This window comes from Kutzneria sp. CA-103260, assembly GCF_018263855.1.
Taxonomy (GTDB): domain Bacteria; phylum Actinomycetota; class Actinomycetes; order Mycobacteriales; family Pseudonocardiaceae; genus Kutzneria.
Genome location: NZ_CP073318.1, coordinates 8,806,103 through 8,829,848, shown reverse-complemented (window position 1 = coordinate 8,829,848; position 23,746 = coordinate 8,806,103). Strand labels below are relative to the sequence as shown.

Annotated in this window: 16 protein-coding genes; 7 read left to right on the top strand and 9 right to left on the bottom strand. The window is 71.6% G+C overall.

Going from position 1 to position 23,746, the window contains the following annotated elements; translation table 11 throughout:
- Window positions 1-15: 15 nt before the first annotated feature.
- Window positions 16-3,447 carry a beta strand repeat-containing protein gene (locus tag JJ691_RS39035; protein ID WP_211764510.1) on the bottom strand — a complete coding sequence of 1,144 codons (3,432 nt, stop codon included), beginning with the start codon at window positions 3,445-3,447 and terminating at the stop codon, window positions 16-18.
- A 200-nt stretch (window positions 3,448-3,647) separates the two neighbouring features.
- A complete protein-coding gene (locus tag JJ691_RS39030; RefSeq protein ID WP_211764509.1) occupies window positions 3,648-4,535 on the bottom strand; it encodes a hypothetical protein in 888 nt (295 codons plus the stop codon).
- Between the two features lie 199 nt (window positions 4,536-4,734).
- Here JJ691_RS39030 and JJ691_RS39025 point away from each other — a divergent pair, with 199 nt between their 5' ends.
- The gene (locus JJ691_RS39025) at window positions 4,735-5,874 is read left to right on the top strand and encodes an AI-2E family transporter (RefSeq protein WP_211764508.1); all 1,140 of its coding nucleotides are present in this window, start codon (window positions 4,735-4,737) and stop codon (window positions 5,872-5,874) included.
- Here the strand turns inward: JJ691_RS39025 and JJ691_RS39020 are convergent, their stop codons facing one another.
- A complete protein-coding gene (locus JJ691_RS39020; protein ID WP_306291333.1) occupies window positions 5,875-7,098 on the bottom strand; it encodes a GGDEF domain-containing protein in 1,224 nt (407 codons plus the stop codon). It lies immediately after the preceding gene.
- Between the two features lie 106 nt (window positions 7,099-7,204).
- On the opposite strand from JJ691_RS39020, the gene macS reads away from it, so the two are divergent.
- Together macS and JJ691_RS39010 are read left to right on the top strand one after the other, a co-directional pair.
- Window positions 7,205-8,362 (top strand): MacS family sensor histidine kinase, encoded by a 1,158-nt coding sequence (macS, locus tag JJ691_RS39015; protein WP_306291332.1) that lies wholly within the window; start codon window positions 7,205-7,207, stop codon window positions 8,360-8,362.
- 11 nt (window positions 8,363-8,373) lie between these two features.
- Window positions 8,374-9,012, top strand: coding sequence for a response regulator (locus JJ691_RS39010; protein WP_211771991.1), 639 nt, complete (start codon window positions 8,374-8,376; stop codon window positions 9,010-9,012).
- A 131-nt stretch (window positions 9,013-9,143) separates the two neighbouring features.
- On the opposite strand, the gene ptsP is transcribed toward JJ691_RS39010, so the two are convergent.
- Both ptsP and JJ691_RS39000 read right to left on the bottom strand, forming a co-directional pair.
- Window positions 9,144-10,802, bottom strand: a complete 1,659-nt coding sequence (ptsP, locus tag JJ691_RS39005) for a phosphoenolpyruvate--protein phosphotransferase (protein ID WP_211764506.1) — start codon at window positions 10,800-10,802, stop codon at window positions 9,144-9,146.
- A 3-nt stretch (window positions 10,803-10,805) separates the two neighbouring features.
- Complete coding sequence (locus JJ691_RS39000; RefSeq protein ID WP_249227292.1) at window positions 10,806-11,699, bottom strand: ribokinase; 894 nt, start codon at window positions 11,697-11,699, stop codon at window positions 10,806-10,808.
- 67 nt (window positions 11,700-11,766) lie between these two features.
- Here JJ691_RS39000 and JJ691_RS38995 point away from each other — a divergent pair, with 67 nt between their 5' ends.
- On the top strand, window positions 11,767-13,551 hold the full coding sequence (locus JJ691_RS38995; RefSeq protein WP_211764504.1) for a DUF2339 domain-containing protein: 1,785 nt from the start codon (window positions 11,767-11,769) through the stop codon (window positions 13,549-13,551).
- A gap of 167 nt (window positions 13,552-13,718) precedes the next feature.
- Window positions 13,719-14,759 carry a YncE family protein gene (locus tag JJ691_RS38990; RefSeq protein WP_211764503.1) on the top strand — a complete coding sequence of 347 codons (1,041 nt, stop codon included), beginning with the start codon at window positions 13,719-13,721 and terminating at the stop codon, window positions 14,757-14,759.
- A gap of 1 nt (window position 14,760) precedes the next feature.
- Here JJ691_RS38990 and JJ691_RS38985 read toward each other — a convergent pair whose 3' ends face one another.
- Together JJ691_RS38985 and JJ691_RS38980 are read right to left on the bottom strand one after the other, a co-directional pair.
- A complete protein-coding gene (locus JJ691_RS38985) occupies window positions 14,761-15,027 on the bottom strand; it encodes a glutaredoxin domain-containing protein (protein WP_211764502.1) in 267 nt (88 codons plus the stop codon).
- Window positions 15,028-15,182: 155 nt separating this feature from the next.
- A complete protein-coding gene (locus tag JJ691_RS38980) occupies window positions 15,183-17,342 on the bottom strand; it encodes an MMPL family transporter (protein WP_211764501.1) in 2,160 nt (719 codons plus the stop codon).
- Between the two features lie 110 nt (window positions 17,343-17,452).
- On the opposite strand from JJ691_RS38980, the gene JJ691_RS38975 reads away from it, so the two are divergent.
- Window positions 17,453-18,208, top strand: a complete 756-nt coding sequence (locus JJ691_RS38975; protein WP_211764500.1) for a TetR/AcrR family transcriptional regulator — start codon at window positions 17,453-17,455, stop codon at window positions 18,206-18,208.
- Window positions 18,209-18,239: 31 nt separating this feature from the next.
- On the opposite strand, the gene leuS is transcribed toward JJ691_RS38975, so the two are convergent.
- Window positions 18,240-21,044, bottom strand: coding sequence for a leucine--tRNA ligase (leuS, locus tag JJ691_RS38970; protein ID WP_211764499.1), 2,805 nt, complete (start codon window positions 21,042-21,044; stop codon window positions 18,240-18,242).
- A 166-nt stretch (window positions 21,045-21,210) separates the two neighbouring features.
- On the opposite strand from leuS, the gene JJ691_RS38965 reads away from it, so the two are divergent.
- Window positions 21,211-22,548 (top strand): outer membrane protein assembly factor BamB family protein, encoded by a 1,338-nt coding sequence (locus JJ691_RS38965; RefSeq protein WP_211764498.1) that lies wholly within the window; start codon window positions 21,211-21,213, stop codon window positions 22,546-22,548.
- Here JJ691_RS38965 and JJ691_RS38960 read toward each other — a convergent pair.
- Window positions 22,545-23,705 (bottom strand): esterase-like activity of phytase family protein, encoded by a 1,161-nt coding sequence (locus JJ691_RS38960; protein ID WP_211764497.1) that lies wholly within the window; start codon window positions 23,703-23,705, stop codon window positions 22,545-22,547. The two genes, JJ691_RS38965 and JJ691_RS38960, sit on opposite strands and share 4 nt — an antisense overlap.
- Window positions 23,706-23,746 lie beyond the last annotated feature (41 nt).

Genomic DNA, 23,746 nt, shown 5'->3' with positions numbered 1-23,746 from the left:
GTCAGCTACTCAACCTCAGGCGATGTGCAGGCCCTCGGTCATCGAGCCCAGGTCGCCCAGCAGCTCCTGACCCGGCAGGTCGCGGGCGCCACCGGCCACGTTCGGCGTCACGCGGACGCCGTCCAGGGTCGGCAGCTGCGCCAGGTGCGCACCCGGAACCAGGTTGTCGGTCGGCAGCACGCCGGACAGCGACGGCAGGTCGCGCTCCTGAGCCGGCATGCCCGGCAGCGCACCGGCGGGCAGCAGCTTCAGCAGGCCCATGACGCTGTCCACGCCCAGGCCGGCCAGCGGCAGGCTGGCGGCGGAGGGCAGGTCGCGCTGCGTCGGCAGCTCGGCCGCGCCCAGCAGGCGGCTGCTGACCGGCAGGTCCAGCAGCGGGTGCTCCTCGCCGACCACGGCCGAGGTGATGTTCTGGCCGTTGGCCAGCGCGGTGCCGAAGACCTCCAGCGGCACGTCGAAGACCTGCACCAGCGCGCCGACGGGCAGGTGCCCGTTCAGGCCGGACAGGGTCTTCATCGCGCCGGCCGTGGCCTGGCTGCCGCCCGAGGCGAAGTCGGTGACGTTCGTGCCCTTGGTGGCCGAGATGCCGCCGACGGTCGCGGCGTCGGTGAACACGCCGGCCACCGCGCCGGCCGGGACCTGCAGCAGGTCGCCGGAGATGGAGCCGCCCGTGCCGTTGGTGGCGACGTCGCCACCGGCCAGGTCGACGACCTTGTTCGCGCCGGCGTGGAACGCCTGGCCGGCCGCGGACAGGGCGTCCTGGTTGACCTGGCCGTCGGCGCCGACCGGCACCGAGAGCAGGTTGCCGGCCACCGAGCCGAGCACACCCGAGGTGGTGGACTCGCCGCCGGCGGTGTTGATCGCCGAGGTCGAGCTCTTGTCGAACGCCAGGCCGCCGGCGCCGACGGCGTCGTCCAGCACCTGGGCGTTGCCCACGAGCGGCGCCTGGGCCAGGTTGCCCGAGATGGCGCCGAACATGCCGGAGGTGTGCGTGTTGCCGCCGGCGAAGTTGCCGGTCCACGCCGTGGTGTCGTTGGCGGCGTTGCCGAGCGCGCCCACCGAGTCGCTGAGCACCTGCGCGTTGGCGGCGGCGGGCACCTGCGCGACGTTGCCGGCCACCGAGCCCAGCTTGCCGGTCGTGGTGGTGTCGCCACCGGCCGACGGGTCGGTGTAGCTGTGCGCGAGGGCGTTGGCGATGCCACCCGCGGTCACCGCGTCGCCGAGCACGTCGGCGGTCGCGGCGGCGGGCACCTTGGCCACGTTGCCGGAGATGGCGCCGGCCAGGCCGTCGGTCACCACGTCCTTGCCGGCGGTGTCGAACACCTTGTTGTCGGCGGCCGAGTTGCCCACGCCGGCGGCGGTGACGGTGTCACCGAGCACGCCGACGACCGGGGCCAGCGGCACCTGCGCGACGTTGCCGGCCACCGAGCCGGCGGTGCCGCTGGTGGTGTCGCTGCCACCGGCCATCGAGCTGGTCAGGTTGGTGGCGGTGGCGTTGTCCACGCCGGCGCCGGCGATGGCCGCGCCGAAGCCCTGGATCGCGCCGGCCACCGGCACGTCCGCGATGTTGCCCGTGATCGAGCCGCCCTTGCCGGACGCGTCGACGTCGCCGCCCGCGGTGGAGCTGGTGACGCCCTTGGCGATGGCGTCGCCGTTGCCGACCAGGGTGGCGGTGTCGCCGAACAGCTGCGTGGGCAGCGCGACCGGGACCTGCGCGGCGTTGCCGGACGCGCTGCCCTTGTCGCCGTTGGCCTGCACGTCGTGGCCGGCCGTGGTGGTGGTCGTGGACTGCGAGCCGCCGGTGACGTTGGCGACCAGGCCGGCCGCGTCGCCGAACAGCTGCACCGGCGCGGTGACCGGCACCGACGCGACGTTGCTGCTGACCGTGCCGCGGTCGTCGTTGGTGTTGGCCTTGTCGCCGGCCTCGACGTCCTTGACCTCCTTGGCCAGACCGTCGGCGTTGCCGGTCAGCGACGCGCCCGCGCCGAAGACCTCGGCCGGCAGGGCCACCGGCACGGAGGCGATGTTGCCGCCGCCGACCGCGCCGTTGCCCAGCGTGCCGTTGTAGCCGCCGTCGTTGACCGAGGAGATGTTGCCCGCGGTGCCGCTGGCGTTGCCGATCCACGACGCGGCCGAGCCGAACACGTCGACCGCGCCGGCGACCGGCGCGACCACGTCGTTGCCGCCCAGCGTGGACTTGTCGCCGTCGGTGTAGGTGTTGCCGCCGGCCAGCGCGGTGACCTTGTTCAGGTCGGCCGCCTCGGCGGTGCCGATCCAGGTGACGCCGTCGCCGAAGACCTCGACGGGCAGCGCGACCTCGGGGTCGATGATGTTGCCGGAGCCGGTCGACTTCACGCCGTTGGTGCCGGCCTTGCCGCCGGAGACCAGCTCGTTCTCGGTGACGCCCAGCGCGTTGGCGTTGCCGATCCAGGACACCGCGTTCCCGGCCACCAGCGCCTTGCTGACGATCGGGGCCTGCACGATGTTGCCGGACACGGTGCTCGGGTCACCGGCGGTGAGGGCGTAGAAGCCGTCCTCGTTGATGTCGCCGGCCTGGACCGCGCCCTCGCTGTGGTTCTTGGCGTCGGCGTTGCCGACCCAGGAGATCGAGTTGCCGTTGGCCTCGACCGGCAGGCCCAGCGGCACGCCGATCAGGTTGCCGGCCAGCGTGCCGCCGTTGCCGCTGCTCTGCAGCAGGCCGCCGGTGACGACGTTCGTGGTCGCCTTGGAGGCGGTCTCCGAGTTGCCGCCGACGCCGATGGCGTTGCCGGTCACCTGGACCGGGGTGCCCAGGGCGGCGTCGACGATGTTGCCGGCCAGCGTGCCCTTGTCGCCGTTGGTGAGGAACGGCGTGGTGCCGGTGGCGGTGGCCGCGTCGGCGGTGCCCGCGGCGGCCGCGTTGCCGGCGGCGGCGATCGCGTTGTTGTCCAGCTGGATCGGCAGGCCGTAGTCGACGCCGATGATGTTGCCGGCGATCGAGCCCTTGTAGCCGTCGGTCGCGGTGACCGACTGCGCGTCGCAGCCGACCTTCGAGTGGTTGACCGTGGCCGCGTCGCCGGTGGCGCCGATGGCGTTGCCGGAGATGTCGACGGGCACGCACAGGTCGACCGGGATGGTGTTGCCGCGGCTGATGTTCTGCGGCACGGCGACGGGGATGTTCTTGCCCTGCGGCGTGGCCAGCGGGTGCGGGGCCAGCTTGCCGGTGAGCTCACGCGTGCTCACGGTGTGGCTCACGGCGGGCAGGTTCGTCTTGCCCAGCACGGTGCCCAGCTGGTTGTTCTGCTCGCTGAGCGGCACCTTGACGTTGACGTCGACCAGGTCCGTGGCGGGGACACCCAGCGGGTGGGCCGGCTGGGCCTCGGAGGCGTTGGCGACGCCGGTGCCGACGGCAATCAAGCCACCGGTGAGGAGCGCGGCCTGTAGTCCGCGCTTCGCCCACGTCTGCATTACTTCTCCTTCGGGTTAGTCCCTTGCGGGGCTGACGGGTGACCGGGGGCAACGGCCACCCGGGGGAAGTGGGATGCACCTAGCTGAGGGGGGTGGGTGCATCCCGGGTCGTCAGCGCGGCTGGAACGGCGCAGAAGAATGCGCACGGACCGGAAAACGGTGCGGGCTCGAGCCCTGCGACCGCCAGCCGCGCGCAGAAATCAGTCGGGCGTGATACCGGCTTGCTTGCCGGTCAGCATCGACACCGACTGCGAGGTGGCCACAACGGACCGGTACGCGGCGGCGCCGAAGGTGTTGCCGAACGGAAGCTGCTCGGGGTTGGGGACGCCGGCAGCGCCGACTCCACCGTTTCCGAAGCAGCACGGGGCCGACGGCGCCTGGGCGGGCGCGGCCGGCGTCGGCATGGAGTTCCTCGGGCCGGACGGGTCCGAGCTCCGGTGCGGCGGCAGCGAGTGCCGCGCAGTGGGCGCGGTGGCGGCGGGCGCGTCGGCGACGGCCTCGGACATGGCGCCGGCGGTCGCGTCGGCCGGGTTCGACCCGGTCGACGAGACGGACTGGGGCGTGCCGTCGGTCGTCGTGGACACGCCGGAGAGCTCGCCGATCACCGGGATCGGCAGCCGCACCGGCAGCGTGGCCAGCGGGAACTGGGCCACGTGGCGCACCAGGGTGACCGAGTCCCCCACCAGAGCGGCCGGGGCCGGAGTGGCCACGTGCCGCCCGACCTGGACGAAGTCGTCCTGGACCTGGTGGGCGAACCGGTCGAAGTCGGCGGCCGAGGGCAGGTTCGCCCCGGTCGCCAGGGTCTGGTGCTCGTCGACGAGCGAGCTCACGGTCGGCTTGCTCGCGGTCGCGACCGCGCGGGCCATCTCGTGCACCCCGTCGTCCGCTGATGCGGTTTCCGGCGAGTGGCCCTGCGTCACGACCGCGTGGCTGCCGTGATCGACCACCTGGAGGTGGTCGCCGAGCGTGCCCGCGGACGCGCAGGCGGTGGAGAGGCACCACGCGGCGGCCGTCAGGCCCGCCGCGCCGCCGACGGTCAGCAGCGCACGGGTGAGCGCGCGGCGCAGCCGCCGGCCCCCCGTGATCACGTGCCCGTCCGTCGACAAAACGAAGATCCTCTTCCACTCGCCCTGGGGAAACGCCGACATCCAAGATCGCCACGGTGATGGCGGCGATGTCGACGCCGAGAGATTGTCAGTTTCCGAGGGGCGGCGCAGCCTTCACACCACAAGATCCCCTGAAGGTGTGAACAGTGCGGATAGGATTTTCGACGACTACGGTGATCGTGTGACTTCGCCCCGGCCCGGCCGTCCCGAGGACGTCAGCCAGTCCGTTCCCAAGGTCCTGCGGGTCAGCGCCGCGCTGAGTTGGCGGCTGCTGGCCGTCGCCGGCGCGGTCTGGCTCATCTCGTGGGTCGTCGGCTACCTGGCGGTGGTGATCATCCCGGTCGCCATCGCGATGCTGCTCTCGGCGCTACTCGCGCCGGCGGTCGGCCAGCTGGTGCGCTGGCGGGTGCCGCGCGGGCTGGCCACCGCGATCGTGCTGATCGGCGGCATCGCGCTGGTCGGCGGCGTGCTCTACGGCGTGATCACCGCGTTCATCGGCGGCCTGCCCGACCTGCAGAAGCAGGTGGTCAGCTCGGTCAACCAGATCACCGACTGGCTGGAGGGGCCGCCGCTGCACCTGGCCCGGAGCCAGCTGCTGGACCTGCCCAACCAGATCATCAAGCTGATCCAGGACAACCAGCTGACCATCACCAGCAGCGCGCTGAGCACCGCCGCCACCCTCGGCGAGCTGCTCACCGGCCTGCTGCTGATGCTGTTCACCACCATCTTCTTCCTGCACGACGGCGGCGGTATCTGGTCGTTCCTGATCAAGATCATCCCGGCCGACGTGCGGCCCCGGGTGGACGTGGCCGGCCGCCGCGGCTTCGCCTCGCTGGTCCGCTACGTGCGGGCCACCGCCGCGGTGGCGGTGGTGGACGCGGTCGGCATCGGCGTCGGCATCGGGATCGTCGGCGTGCCGCTGGCCGTGCCGCTGGCCGCCCTGGTGTTCCTCGGCGCGTTCATCCCGATCATCGGCGCGGTGATCGCCGGCACCGTTGCGGTGCTGGTGGCGCTGGTGGCCAACGGCTTCGTGTCGGCGCTGATCGTGCTGGCCATCGTGATCGCCGTGATGCAGCTGGAGAGCCACATCCTGCAGCCGCTGCTGCTGGGCCGGGCGGTGCAGCTGCACCCGCTCTCGGTGGTGCTGGTCATCGCGGCCGGCTTCACCTTCGGCGGCATCGCCGGCGCGCTGATGTCGGTGCCGATCCTGGCCGTGCTCAACTCCGGCATCCGGTCGCTGCTGCACGACCAGGGCGTCGATCCGTCCGAAGTGGACCCGACCCGGCCGCCAAAGGTCGAACCCGGACACAACGGCAAGTAGCTACGCCATGGCCACGACGTTGCGGCCGTAGCCCTTGGCCGACAACAGGGCCGAGTCGGCGGCCACCAGCAACGCCGAGACGTCGTAGCCGTAGCGGTCCGAAGTGGACACTCCGATGCTGACCGTGAGCCCGGTCAGCAGGTGCGCGTGGCCGTCGGCGGCGGTGGTCGCCACCCGCAGCAGCGAGATGGCCAGCCGGACCCGCTCGGCCACCGACTCGGCCACGCCGGGGCCGGTGTCGGGCAGCAGCACCACGAACTCCTCGCCGCCGAACCGCCCGACCACGTCACCGTGCCGAACCGCGCCGCGCAGCTCGCGGGCCACCGCGGCCAGCGCGGCGTCCCCAGCGAGGTGGCCGACCTTGTCGTTGACCCGCTTGAAGTGGTCGAGGTCCAGCAGCAGCATCGCCACCGGCCGCTGCCGGGAGGACGCCTTGGCCAGCTCGTCGCGGGCCCGCAGGTCCCAGTGCACCGCGTTGGACAGCCCGGTCTTGGCGTCCCGCTGCGCCGAGCGCCGCCACTGCGGCAGCTGCGCGGCCCGTTCCAGCAGGAACATCGGCGGGCCGGCCAGCAGCGCCTTGACCGGGTCGGTGAGCACCGCGATCGCCACCAGGCCGCCGGTGCTCGCCGCCACGATGCCCAGCACCACGTCGATCGGCTCGCCGAACACCTCGTCCGCGCCGGCGGCCGGGGCCCGCAGCCGCAGGCCGATCGCCACCAGCACGGCCCGGGTCATCAACAGCACCAGGCCGCCGAGCACCAGCACGCCGAAGTCCCAGCTCGGGTGCTCCCAGCCGACCGTGAGGCGGGCGGCGAACACCGACAGCGTGGTGGCGGCCAGGGTGAACAGCCAGCGGTGGGCCTGCGGGCCGGCGCCGAGCACGCCGTAGAGGGCGGGTCCGAGCAGGAGCAGCAGCACCAGGTTCGGCGGCAGCGCGAGCAGGCCGGCCGCCAGGTAGCAGATGTGCAGCGCCCACGGGTTGCGCCGGGTCTCGTTGGACAGCTGGGTGGCGACCGCCGTGATCACGATGACCACCAGGCCCGTGCAGGCGATCACGCCGAACCGCCCGAGCTCTTCCAGGTTGGGCGGGGCGGTCGCGGCCAGGACGTAGCCGCCGACGGCCAGCGCGGCCAGGTCCACAACGAGCCAGTAGACCAGCGCGGGCCTCGGCAGGGTCCACATCGACCAGTCGCGCACGAGGAAGTCCGTTCCCGACAACGTCACCCGACGCCCGCAAGGCTCGCATACTCCGTGACGTGTGCATAAGTCCACCGGTCAGGGATACCGGGAACCACCCGGTCACGGCAGGATGACCGCGGGGAGGGAGCACGTGGTGAACCGCAGGCCAACCATTCCGGGGATCAGGCCCGACGACGATCCGGCCACGCCGTACTGGCGGGGGTTGATCGTGCTACGCATCGTGACCTGGGTCTTCGCCCTGGTCAGTATCTGGCTCAACGTGCACACGTTCCAGCTGGAGTGGGCCGGCTGGGTTGTCGCCGGCGTGATGACCGTGTGGACCGCGGTGCTCACCTACTTCTACCTGACACCCGCCGGCCGGCGGCCCCAGCTCGTGATCGCCGACCTGGTGCTGAACACCGTGCTGATGCTGAGCTCGGTGCCGATCGTTGGCGCGCCGTTGATGCAGTCCGGGGCGCAGACGGTCACCACGCTGTGGTCCAGCGGTCCGCCGGTCGGCGGCGCGATCTACGGCGGCCGGTACTGGGGGCTGCTGTTCGGCGGCATCACCGCCGTGGCCAACGTGCTGCCGCGCGGCTACTTCAACATCTACCTGGCCGAGGACACGGTCCTGCTGATCGGCGTGAGCTTCGTGGTCGGTGTGGCCTCGGAGACGACCCGCAACTCGGTCGAGCGGGTGCGGCAGGCGCTGCGCACCGAGGCGGCGACCGCCGAGCGCGAGCGGCTGGCCCGGTCCATCCACGACGGCGTGCTCCAGGTGCTGGCCCGGGTGCGCCGACGCGGGCTGGAGGTCGGCGGTGAGGCCGCGGAGATCGCCGAGCTGGCCGGTCAGCAGGAGATCGCCCTGCGGTCGCTGATCGCCTCGGGCCCACTTGAGTCCACTGTGGACGGTGACACCGATCTGCGGCAGTGGGTGCAGCTGATGGCCACCCCCACCATCACCGTGGCCGCGCCGGCGACTCCGGTGCTGGTGCCGCAGGTGACCGCCGGCGAGCTGACCGCGGCCGCCCGCGAGGCACTGTCCAATGTGGATAAACATGCCGGCGCGGAGGCGCGGGCCTGGGTGCTGCTGGAGGACCTCGGCGGCGAGGTGGTGCTCAGCATCCGTGACGACGGCGTGGGCATCGCCGAGGGCCGGCTGGCCGTCGCCGAGGCCGAGGGCCACCTGGGCGTTTCGCAGTCGATCCGGGGACGCATCGCCGACCTGGGTGGGACCGTGGTGCTGACGACGGCGCCCGGTGAGGGCACCGAGTGGGAGATGCACGTGCCGACAGGGGGAGCAGCGTGAGCGTGTCGGTGATGGTTGTCGACGACCATCCGATGTGGCGGGCCGGCGTGGCCCGCGACCTGGAGGAACGCGGCTTCGAGGTGGTCGCGACGGCCAGCGACGCGGCCTCCGCGGTGCGCATCGCCGGCACCGTCCGGCCGGACGTCGTGCTGATGGACCTCAACCTGGGCAAGCAGACCGGGGTGGAGGCGACCCAGCAGATCGTCGCCGCGCTGCCCGAGACCCGGGTGCTGGTGTTGTCGGCCAGCGGTGAGCACAGCGACGTGCTGGAGGCGGTGAAGGCCGGCGCGTCCGGCTACCTGCTGAAGTCGGCGTCCGCCGAGGAGTTGGTCGCAGCGGTCAACCGCACTGCCGAGGGCGCGGCCGTGTTCACCGCCGGGCTGGCCGGGCTGGTGCTCGGCGAGTACCGGCGGATGGCCGCGGAGCCGGCCGGCCCGGCGCCCGCGCCGGAGCTGACCGGGCGGGAGACCGAGGTGCTGCGGCTGGTGGCCAAGGGCCTGAAGTCCAAGCAGATCGCCGACCGGCTGCACATCTCACCGCGGACCGTGGAGAACCACGTGCAGTCCACGCTGCGCAAACTCCAGCTGCACAACCGCGTCGAACTGGCCCGCTACGCCATCGAGCACGGCCTCGACGCCGACCACCACTGAGGTATGCGTGTCTCCAAGACCTACAAACCCCTCTCCGGCACATCGCTGACCGCCCCAAACCCGGGCGGGTTTGGGGCGGTCAGCGGTGCCGAATTCGGGGGTTTGGTGGTCTTGGAGACACCCAAACGTTGTCAGTGTTGGCGGCGGGGGGTGAGTGCGGCGCGGGCCGCCAACCGAGCGTGCTCGGGGTCGTGCGTGGCCAGCGCCGCCTTGGCGGCCAGCTGGCACTGGTCGAAGTGCACCTCGGCCAGGCCGGCGCCGACCCGGTTGAGCGCGCCGGCGTTCATCGAGAGGCTGGTCACGCCCAGGCCGACCAGCACCGCCGCCAGGTGCGGGTCCGCCGCCGCCTCGCCGCACACGCCGGCCGGCTTGCCGGTCTCCCCGGCGGCCTTGCCGACCAGGGCGATCAGCCGCAGCAGGGCCGGCTGCCACGGGTCGTTGAGCGCGGCGACCGCGCCGACCTGCCGGTCCGCGGCGAAGGTGTACTGGGCCAGGTCGTTGGTGCCGAGGCTGACGAAGTCGACGACGTCGAAGATCTCCCGGGCGGTCAGCGCGGCCGCCGGCACCTCGATCATCACGCCGACCTTGCCGATGCCGGCGGCGCGGGCTCGCTCGGCGAACCAGTGCGCCTCCTCAGCGGTGGCCACCATCGGGGCCATCACCTGCACCAGCGCGCCGGTCTCGGCCGCCGCTGCGGCGATCGCCGCCAGCTGCCGGTCCAGCACGCCGGTGTTGGTGAACGCGACCCGCAGGCCGCGCACGCCCAGCGCCGGGTTGGGCTCCGGCTCGGGAGCGAGGAAGGCCAGCGGCTTGTCCGCGCCGGCGTCCAGCGTGCGGACGGTGACCGGCTTGCCGGCGAACGGCTTGAGCACCGCGCTGTAGGCGGCGGTCTGCTCGGCCACGGTCGGCTCGTCGGTCGCCGACAGGTAACAGAACTCGGTGCGGAACAGGCCGACGCCCTCGGCCCCGTTGGCCGCCGCGGTGGTCGCGTCGGCGGCCGAGCCGACGTTGGCCAGCACCTTGATCCGGTTGCCGTCGAACGTGATGCCGACGCCGTCCCAGTGCACTTCCTTGGCCGCGGACGCGGCCTTGGTCTCGACCCGGCCGGCCGGCACCTCGACCACGCCGGTGTCGCCGTCGACGATCAGGCCGTGGATCTCGCCCAGGGCCAGCAGGCCGGTGGTGGCCACCACCGCCGGGATGCCCAGCGAGCGGGCCAGGATGGCGGTGTGGCTGGTCGGGCCGCCCTCCTCGGTGACCAGGGCCAGCACCTTGCTCGGGTCGAGGCCGGCGGTGTCGGCCGGGGCCAGGTCGCGGGCGACCAGCACCGACGGCTCGGTCAGGGTCGGCACGCCGGGCGGCTCGACGCCCATCAGCTCGGCCACGATGCGGTCGCGCACGTCCCGGATGTCCCGGACCCGCTCGGCCATGTAGCCGCCGGCCGCGGCCAGCGCCGACGCGAAGGTCTCGGCCGCCTCGAACACGGCCCGGGTCGCGGGCAGCGACTTGGCCGTCACCAGCTTCTCAGCCGAGCTGGCCAGCGACGGGTCGGCGGCCATCGCCGCGGTCGTCTCCAGCACCGCCTGGGCCTCGCCGGTCGCCGCCTCGGCGCGCTCGTTCAGCCGGGCCGCGACCGCCTGGGCCGCCGGCTTGATCCGGGCCGCCTCGGCCGCCGCATCGGCGGGGGCCGGTGTCGCCGCCGGCTCCGGCAGCGGGTCCGCGACCCGCACGACCGGGCCGGAGGACCGGCCCGCACTCACCCCGACACCCTTGAGTCGCGCGCTCGACATGGTCTAGACCATACCCCTCACTGAATCGACTTCACCACGGGTCGGGTAGGAAGCCTGCGCGCCCGGACGAGTCACCGACACCGCCGCCACCCGCGCCGCCCGCCGCGCCGCAGCGGCCAGGTCGTCCCCGGCAGCCAACTGCGTGACCAGCGCACCCACGAAGGCGTCCCCGGCCCCGGTCGTGTCCACCGCCGTCACCTCTGGCGAGCTCACCTCGCTCGTCCCAGACGACTCGATGACCAGCGCACCCTTGCTGCCCAGCGTCACCACCGCCGACTTCGGGCCCAGCTCCAGCAGCTTGTTCAGGTCGGTCTCGCCGTCCATCAGCCACTGCGCCTCATGCTCGTTGACCACCAGCGGGTCCAGCGCCGCAAGCGTTTGCGACGACAGCTTCGCCACCGGCGACAGGTTCAGGACCGCCCGGGTGCCGGCCTCCTCGGCCAGCGCCACCGCCCGCTCCACCGCCGGCAGCGGCACCTCCAGCGAAGCCAGCAGCACCTTGGCGTCGGCGATCGTTCGGCGGGCCGCCTCCACCTGCTCGACGTCCACCGCCGCGTTCGCGCCGGGGGATACCACGATCGTGTTCTCCCCGTCCGGCGTGACCGTGATGTAGGCGGCTCCGGTCGGGCGGTTCGTGGTCCGGACCAGGTCGAGTCCGACCCCCGCCCGGCTCATCGAGTCCCTCAGCAGCTCCCCGTGCTGGTCGTCGCCCAATGCCCCCAGCAGCGCCACCCGGGCTTCCTGCAAGGCCGCCGCCACCGCCGCGTTCGCCCCCTTGCCGCCCGCCGCCAGCACCGTGTCCGACCCCAGCACCGTCTCTCCCGGCCCCGGCCGCCGCTCCACCCGCACCACCACGTCGGCGTTGGCCGACCCGATCACCACCACCTCAACAGTCACATCACAACCCTGCCACGTGAGTAGTGCTACGGATCCCTTCGCCGAGCTCAGACCCCATCCTGACGCCATGACCACCTCGGAACCGCTGGCCCGACTGGCCGCCGAGCTGGACTTCATCGGCCGGCGGCTCCAGGTCGTCAGCCAGGAGTTGCAGCACGCCCAGGCCGCGCCGGTGCTCGCCCCGCCGCCGATACACCCACCAATGCCGGCACCAGTGCTGCCCCATATGCAGCCACCCGTCCAGCTGCCGCCGCCGATGCCCGCCTACACACCTCCGCCTCCCATCCCCGAACGCCTCAGCCGGGAGGGCGCCGGCAGCAAGGTCGTGGCCTGGGTCGGCGGCTCCGTCACCCTGCTCGGGATCGTGCTGCTGATGGTGCTGGCCGTGCAGCGCGGCTGGCTCGGGCCGATGCCACGGGTGTTCGTCGGCGGCGGGCTCGGGCTGGCCCTGATCGCCGGCGGGCTGTGGGTGCACCGCAACCCGGCTGGCCGCAGCGGCGCCTACGCGTTGGCTGCGACCGGCGTCGCGGTGCTCTACCTCGACGTCGCCGCCGCGACCTCGCTGTACCAGCTGATGCCGCAGTGGGCCGGTCTGTTGGTGGCCTTGCTGGTCGCGGGCGGCGGGCTGCTGCTGGCCGCCCGCTGGAACGCCCAGTTCATCGCCATCTGGGTGATCCTCGGCTGTGCCCTGTGCGACCCGTTCCTCACCGGCGGCTTCACGCCGCTGCTGGTGTCGTTCCTGGTCGTGCTCCAGATCGGCGCGATGCCGGTGCAGCTGCTGCGGAGTTGGCCGTCCCTGGCCCTGGTCGCCGGCGTGCCGCCGGTGCTGGCCAGCCTCGCGGCCACGGTGTTCGCCCTGCGGTTCGGCGATCCGCACCAAGCCGCGGGCGCGGCGCTGGCGGCCACGGTGGTCGGCATCGCTGTCGCCGTGGTCGTGACGCTGCGGGGCCGTTCCGACGACCCCACCCCGGTGATCCTGCTGGCCAGTTCGCCGGCTGCCGCGCTGGTCGCCGGCATCGGACTGACCCGGCCCGAGGCGGCGTGGCTGGCGGCGATCGTGGCGGCGCTGATGCTCGGGGTCGCGGTGTGCGACCGCTGGCTGAGCACTCCGCTCACCGTGACCGCCGCCGTCGTCGGCGTGATCGCCATCGTCGACGCCACCGTGAACACTCTGACCGGCCCCACCCAGGCGATCACCCTTCTGGGTGAAACTCTGATATTGGTTCTGGCCGCCGACCTCGTTCGACACCGGGCCGCGCTGCTCGCCTCGCTGCTCTCGGCCGTGGTTGGGCTGGTGCGGGGGCTGACCGTGGTGACGCGGGGGCCGCTGTTCGACTACCGACCGGGCATCGAGTCCAGCGTCAGCGTGTTGCTGACCGCGCTGCTCATGACCGCCGTGGCGATCGCAATTCCGCTGGTCGCGTACCGGATGCGGGTCATCGGCCCGCCCACCCGCAACGCCGCGCCGTGGGTCGTCGCCGGCGTCGTGACGCTCTATGGCGCCGCTGCCACCGTGATGTCCGCGGCCCTGCTCGTCTCGCCCGACCGGTCCGGATTCCTGTTCGGACACACCGTGATCACGGTTTCGTGGACCGTCGCCGCCATCGCCCTGCTGCTGCGCGGGATCCACTCCGCGGTGCTGCGCTCGATCGGGTTGGTGCTGGTCGGGGCGGCCGTGGTGAAGCTGATCCTGTTCGACCTGGCCACCCTGGACGGGCTGGCTCGGGTGATCGCCTTCCTGGCCGCTGGCCTGTTACTGCTCCTGGCCGGCACCCGATACGCCCGTCTGGTCGCACGTGAAGGAGTCATAACGGATGAGTCGCGAGGTGTAACGAATCAGGTGCCGGACTGATACACAGGGATGTACCGGCTGACTCGTCCGCCGGAAAGGTGCCCTGGCGCCGGTCGCGTAGCCCCCCGAGCGACCCGGCACCAGGGCACTTACGTTTTCCCGGCCGGGCGGAAACGTTCACCCGTACCGGGTGCTTGAGTGGCCGGGGGCATGGTCAAAATGCTCCCATGCGGCTTGTGACCACCACGCGCTGCCAGCGTCACTTCGGCGCTCGGCGACTGCGAGCACTGGTGGCGGCCGGAGTCGCGACGGCGCTGCTGGCCGCCGGGGTGGTTGCCGAGCAACCCTTGGTGATCCGGCCAGCGGTGAACGTCGCCGCCGTGCACGCCTTTGTCGCCGGGGACTCCGGCGAGCTCCGGATTGTCGACGTCGCCGCCGCCGCGGTCACCGACGTCGTCGACACCGGCGCCACCGTCACCGGCCTGGCCGTCAGCCCCGACGGCCGGACCGTGTTCGTCGTCAACGGCTGGTCCGGCTCCGTCGCCGTGGTCGATGTGGCCACCGCCAGGGTGGTCCGGCGCATCCGGGTCAAAGCCGAGCTCGACTCGGCCGTGGTGCGGCCCGACGGTCAGCGGCTCTACCTCACCGGCACTGCCAACGGGCAGGGCGTCGTCCTCGGCTTCGACCTCGCCAGCGACTCGCTGGCCGCCGTCATCCAGGTCGGCAGCACTCCCACCGGTCTCGCCGTCAGTCCCGACGGCAGCCGCCTCTACGTCGCCAACAACCAGGGCGCCAGCGTCAGCGTGATCGACACCCGGGACGCCAGCGTCACCCGGACCGTGCCCGTCGACGTGCTTCCGCAGTACGTCGCCGTCAGTCCCGACGGCGCCACCACCTACGTCAGCCACACCAGCCGGCTGGCCAACACCAATGGTTCGGTCACCGTCATCGACAACCGGACCGGCAAGGTCGTCGCCCACATCCCGGTCGGCGTCGGCGCCTCCGAGCTCGCCGCCGGCGGGGATCGGCTCTATGTCGCCAATCTCCAGGACGGCACCGTGTCCGTTGTGGACACTGCCACCCGCCGGCTGGTCTCAACGCTCGTGCTGGCCGCCCGGGGCATCACCTTCTCGCCTCGGGACCACAGCGCCTACCTGGCCACCGGCCGCACCGCCACCATCGTCGACGACGGCACCGGCCAGGTCATCTCCACCATCGACCTCGCCAGCAACCACGGGCCCGCGACCGTCATCGCCGTCACCGGCTAGGTCACTTCTGCGGCAGCAACTCCGGCGCCTCCGCCTTGACCGCCGCCAGCACCTGGTGGATCGAGGGATTCACCATCCACGTGTTGCCCACGTTCACCGTCGGCACCGTCTCGTTGCCGTTGGCTGCCTTCCGCACCGCCGCCGCCGCATCCGGGTCCTGCCAAATGTCCAGCTCCCGGTACTTCAGGCCGCTCCGCTTGAGGTTCGAGCGCAGCATGTCGCAGAACGGGCACCCCGGCCGCACGTGCACGAGCACTTCAGTGGTCACCTGACGGCCAACCTCTCGCTCAACGGCGGTATTCCCGCGCCCACACACACCCCCACCCAACCCGGGGGGTCGTCCCAGGCCCAGCCTACCCAGCGAGGGACGGCGCGGAGGTGGCGGAGATCCAGCTGTGGACAACTCCGCCCCCTGTGGACAAGTCAGTGCACGAGCTCGGGTTCCCGGGCCAGCTCCACGTCCTCGTCGGGCTCGTCGGTTTCCTGGATGCCGACGCGCTCCTGGAGGCGGCGCAGGGGACCTGGGGCCCACCACGCCGCGTTGCCCAGCAGGCGGAGGACCGCGGGCACGAGGAGGAGGCGGACAACGGTGGCGTCGAGAATGAGGGCGATGATCATGCCCACGCCGATGAACCGCATGATGACGATGCTGGACAGGCCGAAGGCGCCGGTGACCAGGATCAGAAGCAGGGCGGCGGCGCTGATCATGCGGCCGGTGCGGACGAGGCCGGTGCGGACGGCCTCCTGGGTGGACAGGCCCCGGTTGCGGGCCTCCACCATGCGGGACAGCAGAAACGTCTCGTAGTCGGTGGACAGGCCGAACACCACGGCGCCGATGAGGACCATGACGCCGACCTGCATGGGCTGGGGTGTCACGTCGAGCCAGCCGGCGCCGTGGCCCTCCTGGAACACGAAGGTCAGCACGCCGAAGGTGGCGGACAGGCTCAGGGCGCTCATCAGCACGGCCTTGACCGGCAGCAACACGGAGCCGAAGGCCAGGAACATCAGCAGCAGGGTGGCGCCGACGAGGATCAGGGCCATCCACGGCAGCCGGTCGAAGATGGCCTGGGTGCTGTCGGCGAGCTTGGCGGTAAAGCCGCCGACGAGGATCTCGGTGCCGGCGGGGTGGGGCAGCGCCCGCAGCGAATCGACCGCGTTCTTGGCCTGGTCGCCGAGGGGGTCGCCGGGCAGGTTGCCGTTGAAGACGTACACGTCGCCCTTGGCGCCGACGGGATGCACGTCGGAGGCGATCTTGCCGGCGTCCGAGACGAAGGCGCCGATGGCGGCCTGGTCCAGGGTCTTGCCGCGAAGGACGATGGCGGCCACAGAGTTGCCGGTGGAGGGGAACGCGGCGGTGATGGCCTCGATGGCCTGCCGGCCGGGGTCGCTGGGCGGCAGCTGCTTCTCGTCGGCGGCGCCGAACCGGACGTTGAGGAACGGCCCGCCGAGCACGAGCAGCACGGCGACGATGGGCACGACGAACAGGGCGGGCCGCTTCATCACGGTGCCGGCGACGCGGTTGAGCCACCGCGGCTCGGGGTTGGCGGTCTTGCCCCGCCGCCACGGCACGGCCAGCCGGTCGATACGGGGACCGAGCACAGCCAGCAGCGCTGGCAGCAGGGTCAGCGACACGATGGCGGCGATGGCGACGGCGGACATGCCGCCGTAGGCGACGGCCTTGAGGAAGTCGAGCGGGAACACCATCAGCCCGGCCAGGGCGATCACCAGCAGCGTCGCCGAGAAGGCCACGGTGCGGCCGGCGGTGGCGACGGTGCGGCGCACGGCGTCGGCGGTGTCCCGGCCGGCGGCGAGCTCCTCACGGAAGCGGCCGACGGTGAACAGGCCGTAGTCGATGGCCAGCCCGAGTCCCAGCAGCGAGGCCACGTTCACGGCGAAGGTGTTCACGTCGAGGCCGAGGGAGATCAGCCGCAGCACGCCCAGGGCGCCGAGAATGGACAGGCCGCCGACCAGCACGGGCATCAGCGCGGCGACAACGCTGCCGAAGATCACCACGAGCAGCAGGAGCACGATCGGCAGCGACACCAGCTCGGCGAACTCGACGTCGGCCATGGACTTGTCGGTGATGGTCTTCTGCAGCGGGGCCTGGCCGCCGATCTGGGTCTGCACGCCGTCGACCGCGAGCTTGTCGGCGATGGCCGCGTACTGCGCGCTCTGCTTGGTCTGGTCGGCGGAGGCCAGCGTGATGGTGGCCAGGCCGTGGGTCTTGCTCGCGTCGGCCAGCGCCGGCACGTGGGTGTTCCAGTAGGAGACGACCTTGCTGACGTCCGAGGACGGCAGGGCGGCCAGCTTGTCGTTGATCTTGCGAGCCAGCGCGGGGTCGTCGACGGTGGTGCCGGCCGGCGCGGTGTACAGCACGACAACGTCGCCGCCCTGCTTGCCGATGGAGTCCTCGATGATCTTGTCGACCTGCGCGGCCTGGCTGCCGGGGTCGTCGTAGCCGCCCTGGGTGAGCTTGTCGCTCACGCCGGCCCCCCACGCCCCGCCGATCACGGTCAGCAACAGCACCGCGATGATCACGATCCAGCGGCGTCGGAACGCCACCCTTCCCCAGGACGCGAACATCCACCCCTCCGTCGTTGTACCGTTCCCCTAGGACAGCCACCTGTAAACACTGTTAACGCGGTCGCCGGCACCGCGAAGTTAACAGTGTTTACAACACGATGGGGTGAACTATGACGGAGACCACGCGACGTGATCGGCCCCGGGCCGACACCGAGCGGGAAATCCGCCAGCAGGCGCGCAGGCTACTGGTGGAGCAGGGCCGCGAGGCCGTCACGCTGCGCGCGATCGCCCGGGAACTGGGCATCACCGCGCCGGCGCTGTACCGGTACTACGACTCGCGCGAGGACCTGCTGCGCCGCGTGATCGACGACATCTGCGTCGACCTGGGAGCCGAGCTGACCGCCGACCTCAGCCAGATCGACGAGCAGGACGCGGTCGGCGGCGTGCTGGCGGTCTGCCGCGGCTTCCGGCGCTGGGCGCTGAACCACCCGCAGGAGTTCACCCTGGTGTTCGCCTCCCCGGCCGACTCCGCCGCCTGCGAGTTCGACGCGTCCGGCGGCCCCACGATGCGCCCGGCCAAGGACCAGTTCGGCCGGATCTTCCTGAACATGGCCGGCAAGCTGCTGGCCACCCACAAGCTGCTGGTGCCGGACGAGGAGCGGGTGCCGGAGGAGCTGCGCCGCGACCTGGTCGCCTTCCGCACCCACCTGCTGGCCCAGATCGAGCAGGAGGGCATCGCGCTGCCCGAGGAGTCGCTCAACCTGTCCGTGGTCTACACGATGCTCCAGTTCTGGGTCCGCCTGTACGGCCAGGTGGCGCTGGAGGTGTTCGAGCGCTTCCCGTTCGCGGTGTCCAACGCGGAGCCGCTGTTCGAGTCCATGCTGACCGAGCTCTTCGAGGACATCGGCCTGGCCAACGCCTCTTGAGGGGTTCCCCGGCGGGGAACCCCTCAAGAGGTCACGCCACGATGTTGACCAGCCGGCCCGGCACCACGATGACCTTGCGCGGCTCCTTGCCGCCCAGCAGCTCGGCCACCTTCGCGTCGGCCAGCGCGACCGCCTTGACCTGCTCCTGGTCGGCGTCGGCGGGCACGGTGACCCGGGCCTTCACCTTGCCGTTGACCTGGATCGGGTACTCGACGGTGTCGGCGACCAGGTAGCGCTCGTCGGCCACCGGGAACGGCCCGTGGGCCAGCGACGCGCCGTGGCCCAGCCGCTGCCACAGCTCCTCGGCGATGTGCGGGCACAGCGGCGCCAGCATCAGCACCAGCGGCTCGGCCACCGACCGCGGCGTGGCCCCGGCCTTGGTCAGGAAGTTGTTCAGCTCGATCAGCTTCGCGCCGGCGGTGTTGTAGCGCATCTCCGCGTAGTCCTCGCGGACGCCGGCGATGGCCTTGTGCAGCGCCCGCAGGGTGTCCTCGTCCGGCTCGGCCTCGGTGACCCGCAGCTGCCCGGTCTCCTCGTCGACCAGGTTGCGCCACAGCCGCTGCAGGAAGCGCTGCGCGCCGACGACGTCCTTGGTCGCCCACGGCCGGGAGACCTCCATCGGCCCCATGGACATCTCGTACAGCCGGAAGGTGTCGGCCCCGTAGGTGTCGCACATCTCGTCCGGGGTGACGACGTTCTTCAGGCTCTTGCCCATCTTGCCGTACTCGCGGTTGACCTCCTGGTCCTGCCAGAAGTACTTGCCGTCCCGCTCGACCACCTCGTCGGCCGGCACGTACACGCCGCGCGCGTCGGTGTAGGCGTAGGCCTGGATGTAGCCCTGGTTGAACAGCCGGCGGTACGGCTCGTCCGAGCTGACCTCGCCCAGGTCGAACAGGACCTTCTGCCAGAACCGGGAGTACAGCAGGTGCAGCACGGCGTGCTCGACGCCGCCGATGTACAGGTCGACGCCGCCCGGGTCGGCCGCGCCGTGGATCTCCGGGCGCGGGCCCAGCCAGTACCGCTCGTTCTCCGCGTCGACGAACCGCTCGCTGTTGTCCGGGTCCACGTAGCGCAGCTGATACCAGCAGGAGCCGGCCCAGTTGGGCATGGTGTTGGCGTCGCGGCGGTACATCTTCGGGCCGTCGCCCAGGTCCAGCTCGACGTTGATCCAGTCGGTGGCCCGGGACAGCGGCGGCGACGGCTCGGTGTTCGGGTCGTCCGGGTCGAAGGTCCGCGGCGAGTAGTCGTCCACCTCGGGCAGCTCGACCGGCAGCTGGTCGACCGGGATGTCGTGGGCCACGCCGTGCTCGTCGTAGACGATCGGGAACGGCTCGCCCCAGTAGCGCTGCCGGGAGAACAGCCAGTCGCGCAGCTTGTACTGCACGGTGCCCTCGCCGGAGCCCTGCTCGGTCAGCCACTCGGTGATGGTCTTCTTGGCCTCGACGACGTCCATGCCGTCCAGGAACCCGGAATTGATGGCGGGCCCGTCGCCGGTGAACGCCTTGCCGTCGAAGCCTTCCGTCGGCTGCACGGTCCGGATGATCGGCAGCCCGAACACCTCGGCGAAGTCCCAGTCACGGGTGTCCTGGCCGGGCACCGCCATGATCGCGCCGGTGCCGTAGCCCATCAGCACGTAGTCGGCGACGAACACCGGGATGCTGGTGCCGTTGACCGGGTTGACCGCGTACGCGCCGGTGAACACACCGGTCTTGTCCTTGTTCTCCTGGCGGTCCAGTTCGGACTTGCGGGAGGCGGCCAGCCGGTACGCCGCAACGGCTTCCGCCGGCGTCGCCGCACCGCCGGTCCAGCGGGAGTCCACATCGGACGGCCAGGCGTCGGTGGTCAGCGAGTCGACCAGCGGGTGCTCCGGGGCCAGCACCAGGTACGTCGCGCCGAACAGGGTGTCCGGCCGCGTGGTGAAGACCTCGATCGACTCCGAGCCGGCGGCGAACCGGACCCGGGCGCCGTAGGAGCGGCCGATCCAGTTGCGCTGCATGGACTTGACCTTCTCCGGCCAGTCCAGCCGCTCCAGGTCGTCGACCAGGCGGTCCGAGTACGCGGTGATGCGCATCATCCACTGGCGCAGGTTGCGCCGGAACACCGGGAAGTTGCCGCGCTCGCTGCGGCCGTCGGCGGTGACCTCCTCGTTGGACAGCACGGTGCCCAGACCCGGACACCAGTTCACCGGCGCCTCGGACAGGTAGGCCAGCCGGCGGGAGTCGATCTTCGCGCGGCGCTCGCCGGCCGACAGCGTCGCCCAGGAGGGGTCCTTGGCGTACTCGGCCGCCAGCTCGGCGATCGGGCGGGCCTTGCCGGCCGTCTCGTCGTACCAGGAGTTGTAGATGCGCAGGAAGATCCACTGCGTCCAGCGGTAGTAGCCCGGGTCGATGGTGGAGATCCGGCGGCGCTCGTCGTGGCCCAGCCCCACCCGGCGGATCTGCCGCAGGTAGGTGGCGATGTTGTCCTCGGTGGTCTTGCGCGGGTGCTGCCCGGTCTGCACGGCGTACTGCTCGGCCGGCAGGCCGAACGCGTCGAAACCCATGGTGTGCAGCACGTTGCGGCCGTTCATCCGGTGGAACCGGGCGAACACGTCGGTGCCGATGAAACCCAGGGGGTGGCCGACGTGCAGGCCCGCGCCCGACGGGTACGGGAACATGTCCTGCACGAACATCTTGTCGGCGGGCAGCGGCGCGTCGGAGCTCAGCTCGCCGACCGGGTTGGGCGCGTGGAAGGTGCCGTGCTCCTCCCAGTACTGCTGCCAGCGTCGCTCGAACTCGCCGGCCATCGTCGCGGTGTAGCGGTGGGCCGGCGCCGCCTCAGCGGTCTGCTCGGTCATCGAAGTCCCTCTCGTCATACCTGCCCCTGACAACACAAAACCCTCCAGCCCCGATGGGCATGGAGGGCTAGCCGCGTCGGCCGCTTCGTCAGAAGGCCAACGCGGCTAAATAAGGAGCAGGCGGACCGTGCTCATGACGTGCAGTTTAGCGCACACTCTGTAGGTCATGCGCTGGGTTTGGATCGGCCTGGTTCTGCTGGTCGCGGCCTGTACCGCGACGCCTCCGCCCCCTGCCCCGACCACCACGAGCAGCACCGTGTTGGCCCCGGTGTCGGCCGGCGACTGGCCCACCTTCCACCTCAACAACGAGCGGACCGGGGCGCAGCCCGATCTCGCCCCGCCGGGCCCGCTGTCACTGGCCTGGCACGCCAAGCTGGACGGCGCGGTCTACGGCCAGCCGCTGGTCGTCGGCGACCGGATCCTGGCCGCCACCGAGAACAACACCGTCTACGACCTGGACCGGGCCACCGGGAACGTCCGCTGGCAGACGCGTCTGGGCACGCCGCAGCCGCAGAAGGGCTTGCCCTGCGGCGACATCGACCCGCTGGGCGTCACCAGCACGATGGCCTACGACCGGTTCACCAACCGGCTGTTCGCGGTGGCCGAGACCGCCGGCGGCAGCCACACGCTGATCGGCATGGACCTGGACACCGGCACCGTCGAGGTGCAGACCATGGTGGATCCGCCGAAGGGGGACGCGATCGCGCACCAGCAGCGCGCCGCCCTGTCGATCGTCGACAACCGGGTCTACATCGCCTACGGCGGCTTGTTCGGCGACTGCGGCAACTACCGGGGCACCGTCCTGTCGGTACGCACCGACGGCACCGATCCGCACAGCTATGTGGTCCCGACCAGGCGGGAGGCCGGCATCTGGGCCCCGGGCGGCGCCGCCCTGGACGGCACGCGGCTGCTGTACGCGGTGGGCAACGGCGACGCGACCGGCGGCCAGTACGACGACAGCGACTCGGTGGTCGCGCTGACCACGGACAACCTGAGCCGGGTCGACATCTTCACGCCGGAGACCTGGGCCGACGACAACGCGCACGATCTGGATCTCGGCTCGTCGAACCCGGTGTCGCTCGGGGCGCACGTGCTGGTGACGGGCAAGCGCGGCATCAGCTACGTGCTGGACCGCAATGACCTGTCCCACGCGTCCTCGCAGCTGGCCACCTGCCCGTCGCTGGGCTCGCCGGCCGTGCAGGACAACATCGTGGTGATCCCGTGCCAGGCCGGCCCGAAGGCGATGAGCTTCGACAACAGCGGCCAGCTGACGCCGCTGTGGAGCTCCTCAGCCCCAGCCGCCGGCTCGCCGGCCATCGGCGGCGGCGCGGTCTGGGTCGTCGATGTCGGCGGCGGCGTGCTCTACGCCCTGGATCTCAGGACCGGGGCGGTGCGGGGCCAGCTCCAGATCGGCCCCGCACCGCACTTCGCGTCCCCGACGCTGTCCGTCGACCACGCCTACGTCGGCACGATGGACGGCGTCGTGTCGGTGGCCGGCGCCTAGCGCACCGCGAGGGCGACCACCTGGGTGATCTGGCCGGAGCTGAAGTTGTTGTCGCTGACCAGCAACAGCGTCCGCTCACCGGTGGACAGCGTCGGCCCCCAGGTGATCCCCTCGATGTTGTCGACCTTGGGCAGCCCAAGCGTGTCCAGGTCGACCAGCAGCTTCTTGCTCACCGGCTTGATCTTCTGGCCGGCCAGCGAGGCCACGTCCTTGACGTTGGTCGCGCCCTTGGTGTCGATCTCGTACACCCGCACCTTGTTGCCGACACCGGTGACGAAGGCCCGCTCCACCATCAGGTAGCGGGTCGGGTCGATCGGGTTGTAGGCCACCATGCTGGACACGCCGTTGGTGTCGTTGGCGCTGGGGGAGGGCGCGAACAGCGGGTCGATCGGGTACGCATACTGGGCCAGCACCGGGCCGAACCGGCTCTGCACGGTGATCCGGGTCAGCGCGCCGGCGGTGGCCGTCGGGTTCGGGCCGTCCTGCAGCAGCGGGTCCTCCAGCTCGCTGACCAGCAGCGTGCCGGCGGCCGCGTAGGTGATGCCCTCCAGCGTCTGGTTCTGCCGCGGGCCGGTGTTGCCGGTGGTCATCCGCTCGTCGGCCGGCAGCGGGTACTGGCCGGCGTAGCTGCCGTCCGGTCGGGCCTGGCGGATCGACGGGTCGAGCAGGGTGGTCTGCGGGGTCAGGATCCGCTCGCCCTCCTGGCTCCAGGTGACATCCCCGGTCCACGGGTCGACCCGGGCCTCCTCCGGGTCGACGGTGCCGTCGCGGTCGCAGACCTGCTGCGCGGCGGTGCACGGCGTCGCGGTCCAGTCCTTGATCGTCGGGTACGTCTTGCCGTCCGGCCGCAGGAACGGGTGCGTGCCGGTGAAGTCGACGGAGTGGATGCCCTTGGCGTCCACGTCGATCTTGGCGGTGTAGAACCGGGCCGGGTTGACCGCCGACCGGTCGTCGCTGATGAACACGTACTGGCCGGTGCGCGGGTCGCGGTCGATGGAGGACAGGCCGCCCACCGTGGTGCCCTGGAACGGCAGGTTGAGCGGCACGATCTGCTCGCCGAGCAGGCGGACCCGGGACGGGCTCGCGGCGGCGGCGCCCGCGGTCAGTCCGGTCGCCAGCAGGGCCACGGAGGCGATGGTGAGGCTGCGTCTGAACATGGCGTGCAGCACATACGACCGGGGTGAAGTCCTGGTGGACA

Coding starts and splice junctions, on each gene's coding strand:
- JJ691_RS39035 (WP_211764510.1), bottom strand. CDS start 3,447: ATGCAGACGTGGGCGAAGCGCGGACTACAGGCCGCGCTCCTCACCGGT.
- JJ691_RS39010 (WP_211771991.1), top strand. CDS start 8,374: ATGGTTGTCGACGACCATCCGATGTGGCGGGCCGGCGTGGCCCGCGAC.
- ptsP (WP_211764506.1), bottom strand. CDS start 10,802: ATGTCGAGCGCGCGACTCAAGGGTGTCGGGGTGAGTGCGGGCCGGTCC.
- JJ691_RS38995 (WP_211764504.1), top strand. CDS start 11,767: ATGACCACCTCGGAACCGCTGGCCCGACTGGCCGCCGAGCTGGACTTC.
- JJ691_RS38990 (WP_211764503.1), top strand. CDS start 13,719: ATGCGGCTTGTGACCACCACGCGCTGCCAGCGTCACTTCGGCGCTCGG.
- JJ691_RS38980 (WP_211764501.1), bottom strand. CDS start 17,342: ATGTTCGCGTCCTGGGGAAGGGTGGCGTTCCGACGCCGCTGGATCGTG.
- JJ691_RS38975 (WP_211764500.1), top strand. CDS start 17,453: ATGACGGAGACCACGCGACGTGATCGGCCCCGGGCCGACACCGAGCGG.
- leuS (WP_211764499.1), bottom strand. CDS start 21,044: ATGACCGAGCAGACCGCTGAGGCGGCGCCGGCCCACCGCTACACCGCG.
- JJ691_RS38965 (WP_211764498.1), top strand. CDS start 21,211: ATGCGCTGGGTTTGGATCGGCCTGGTTCTGCTGGTCGCGGCCTGTACC.
- JJ691_RS38960 (WP_211764497.1), bottom strand. CDS start 23,705: ATGTTCAGACGCAGCCTCACCATCGCCTCCGTGGCCCTGCTGGCGACC.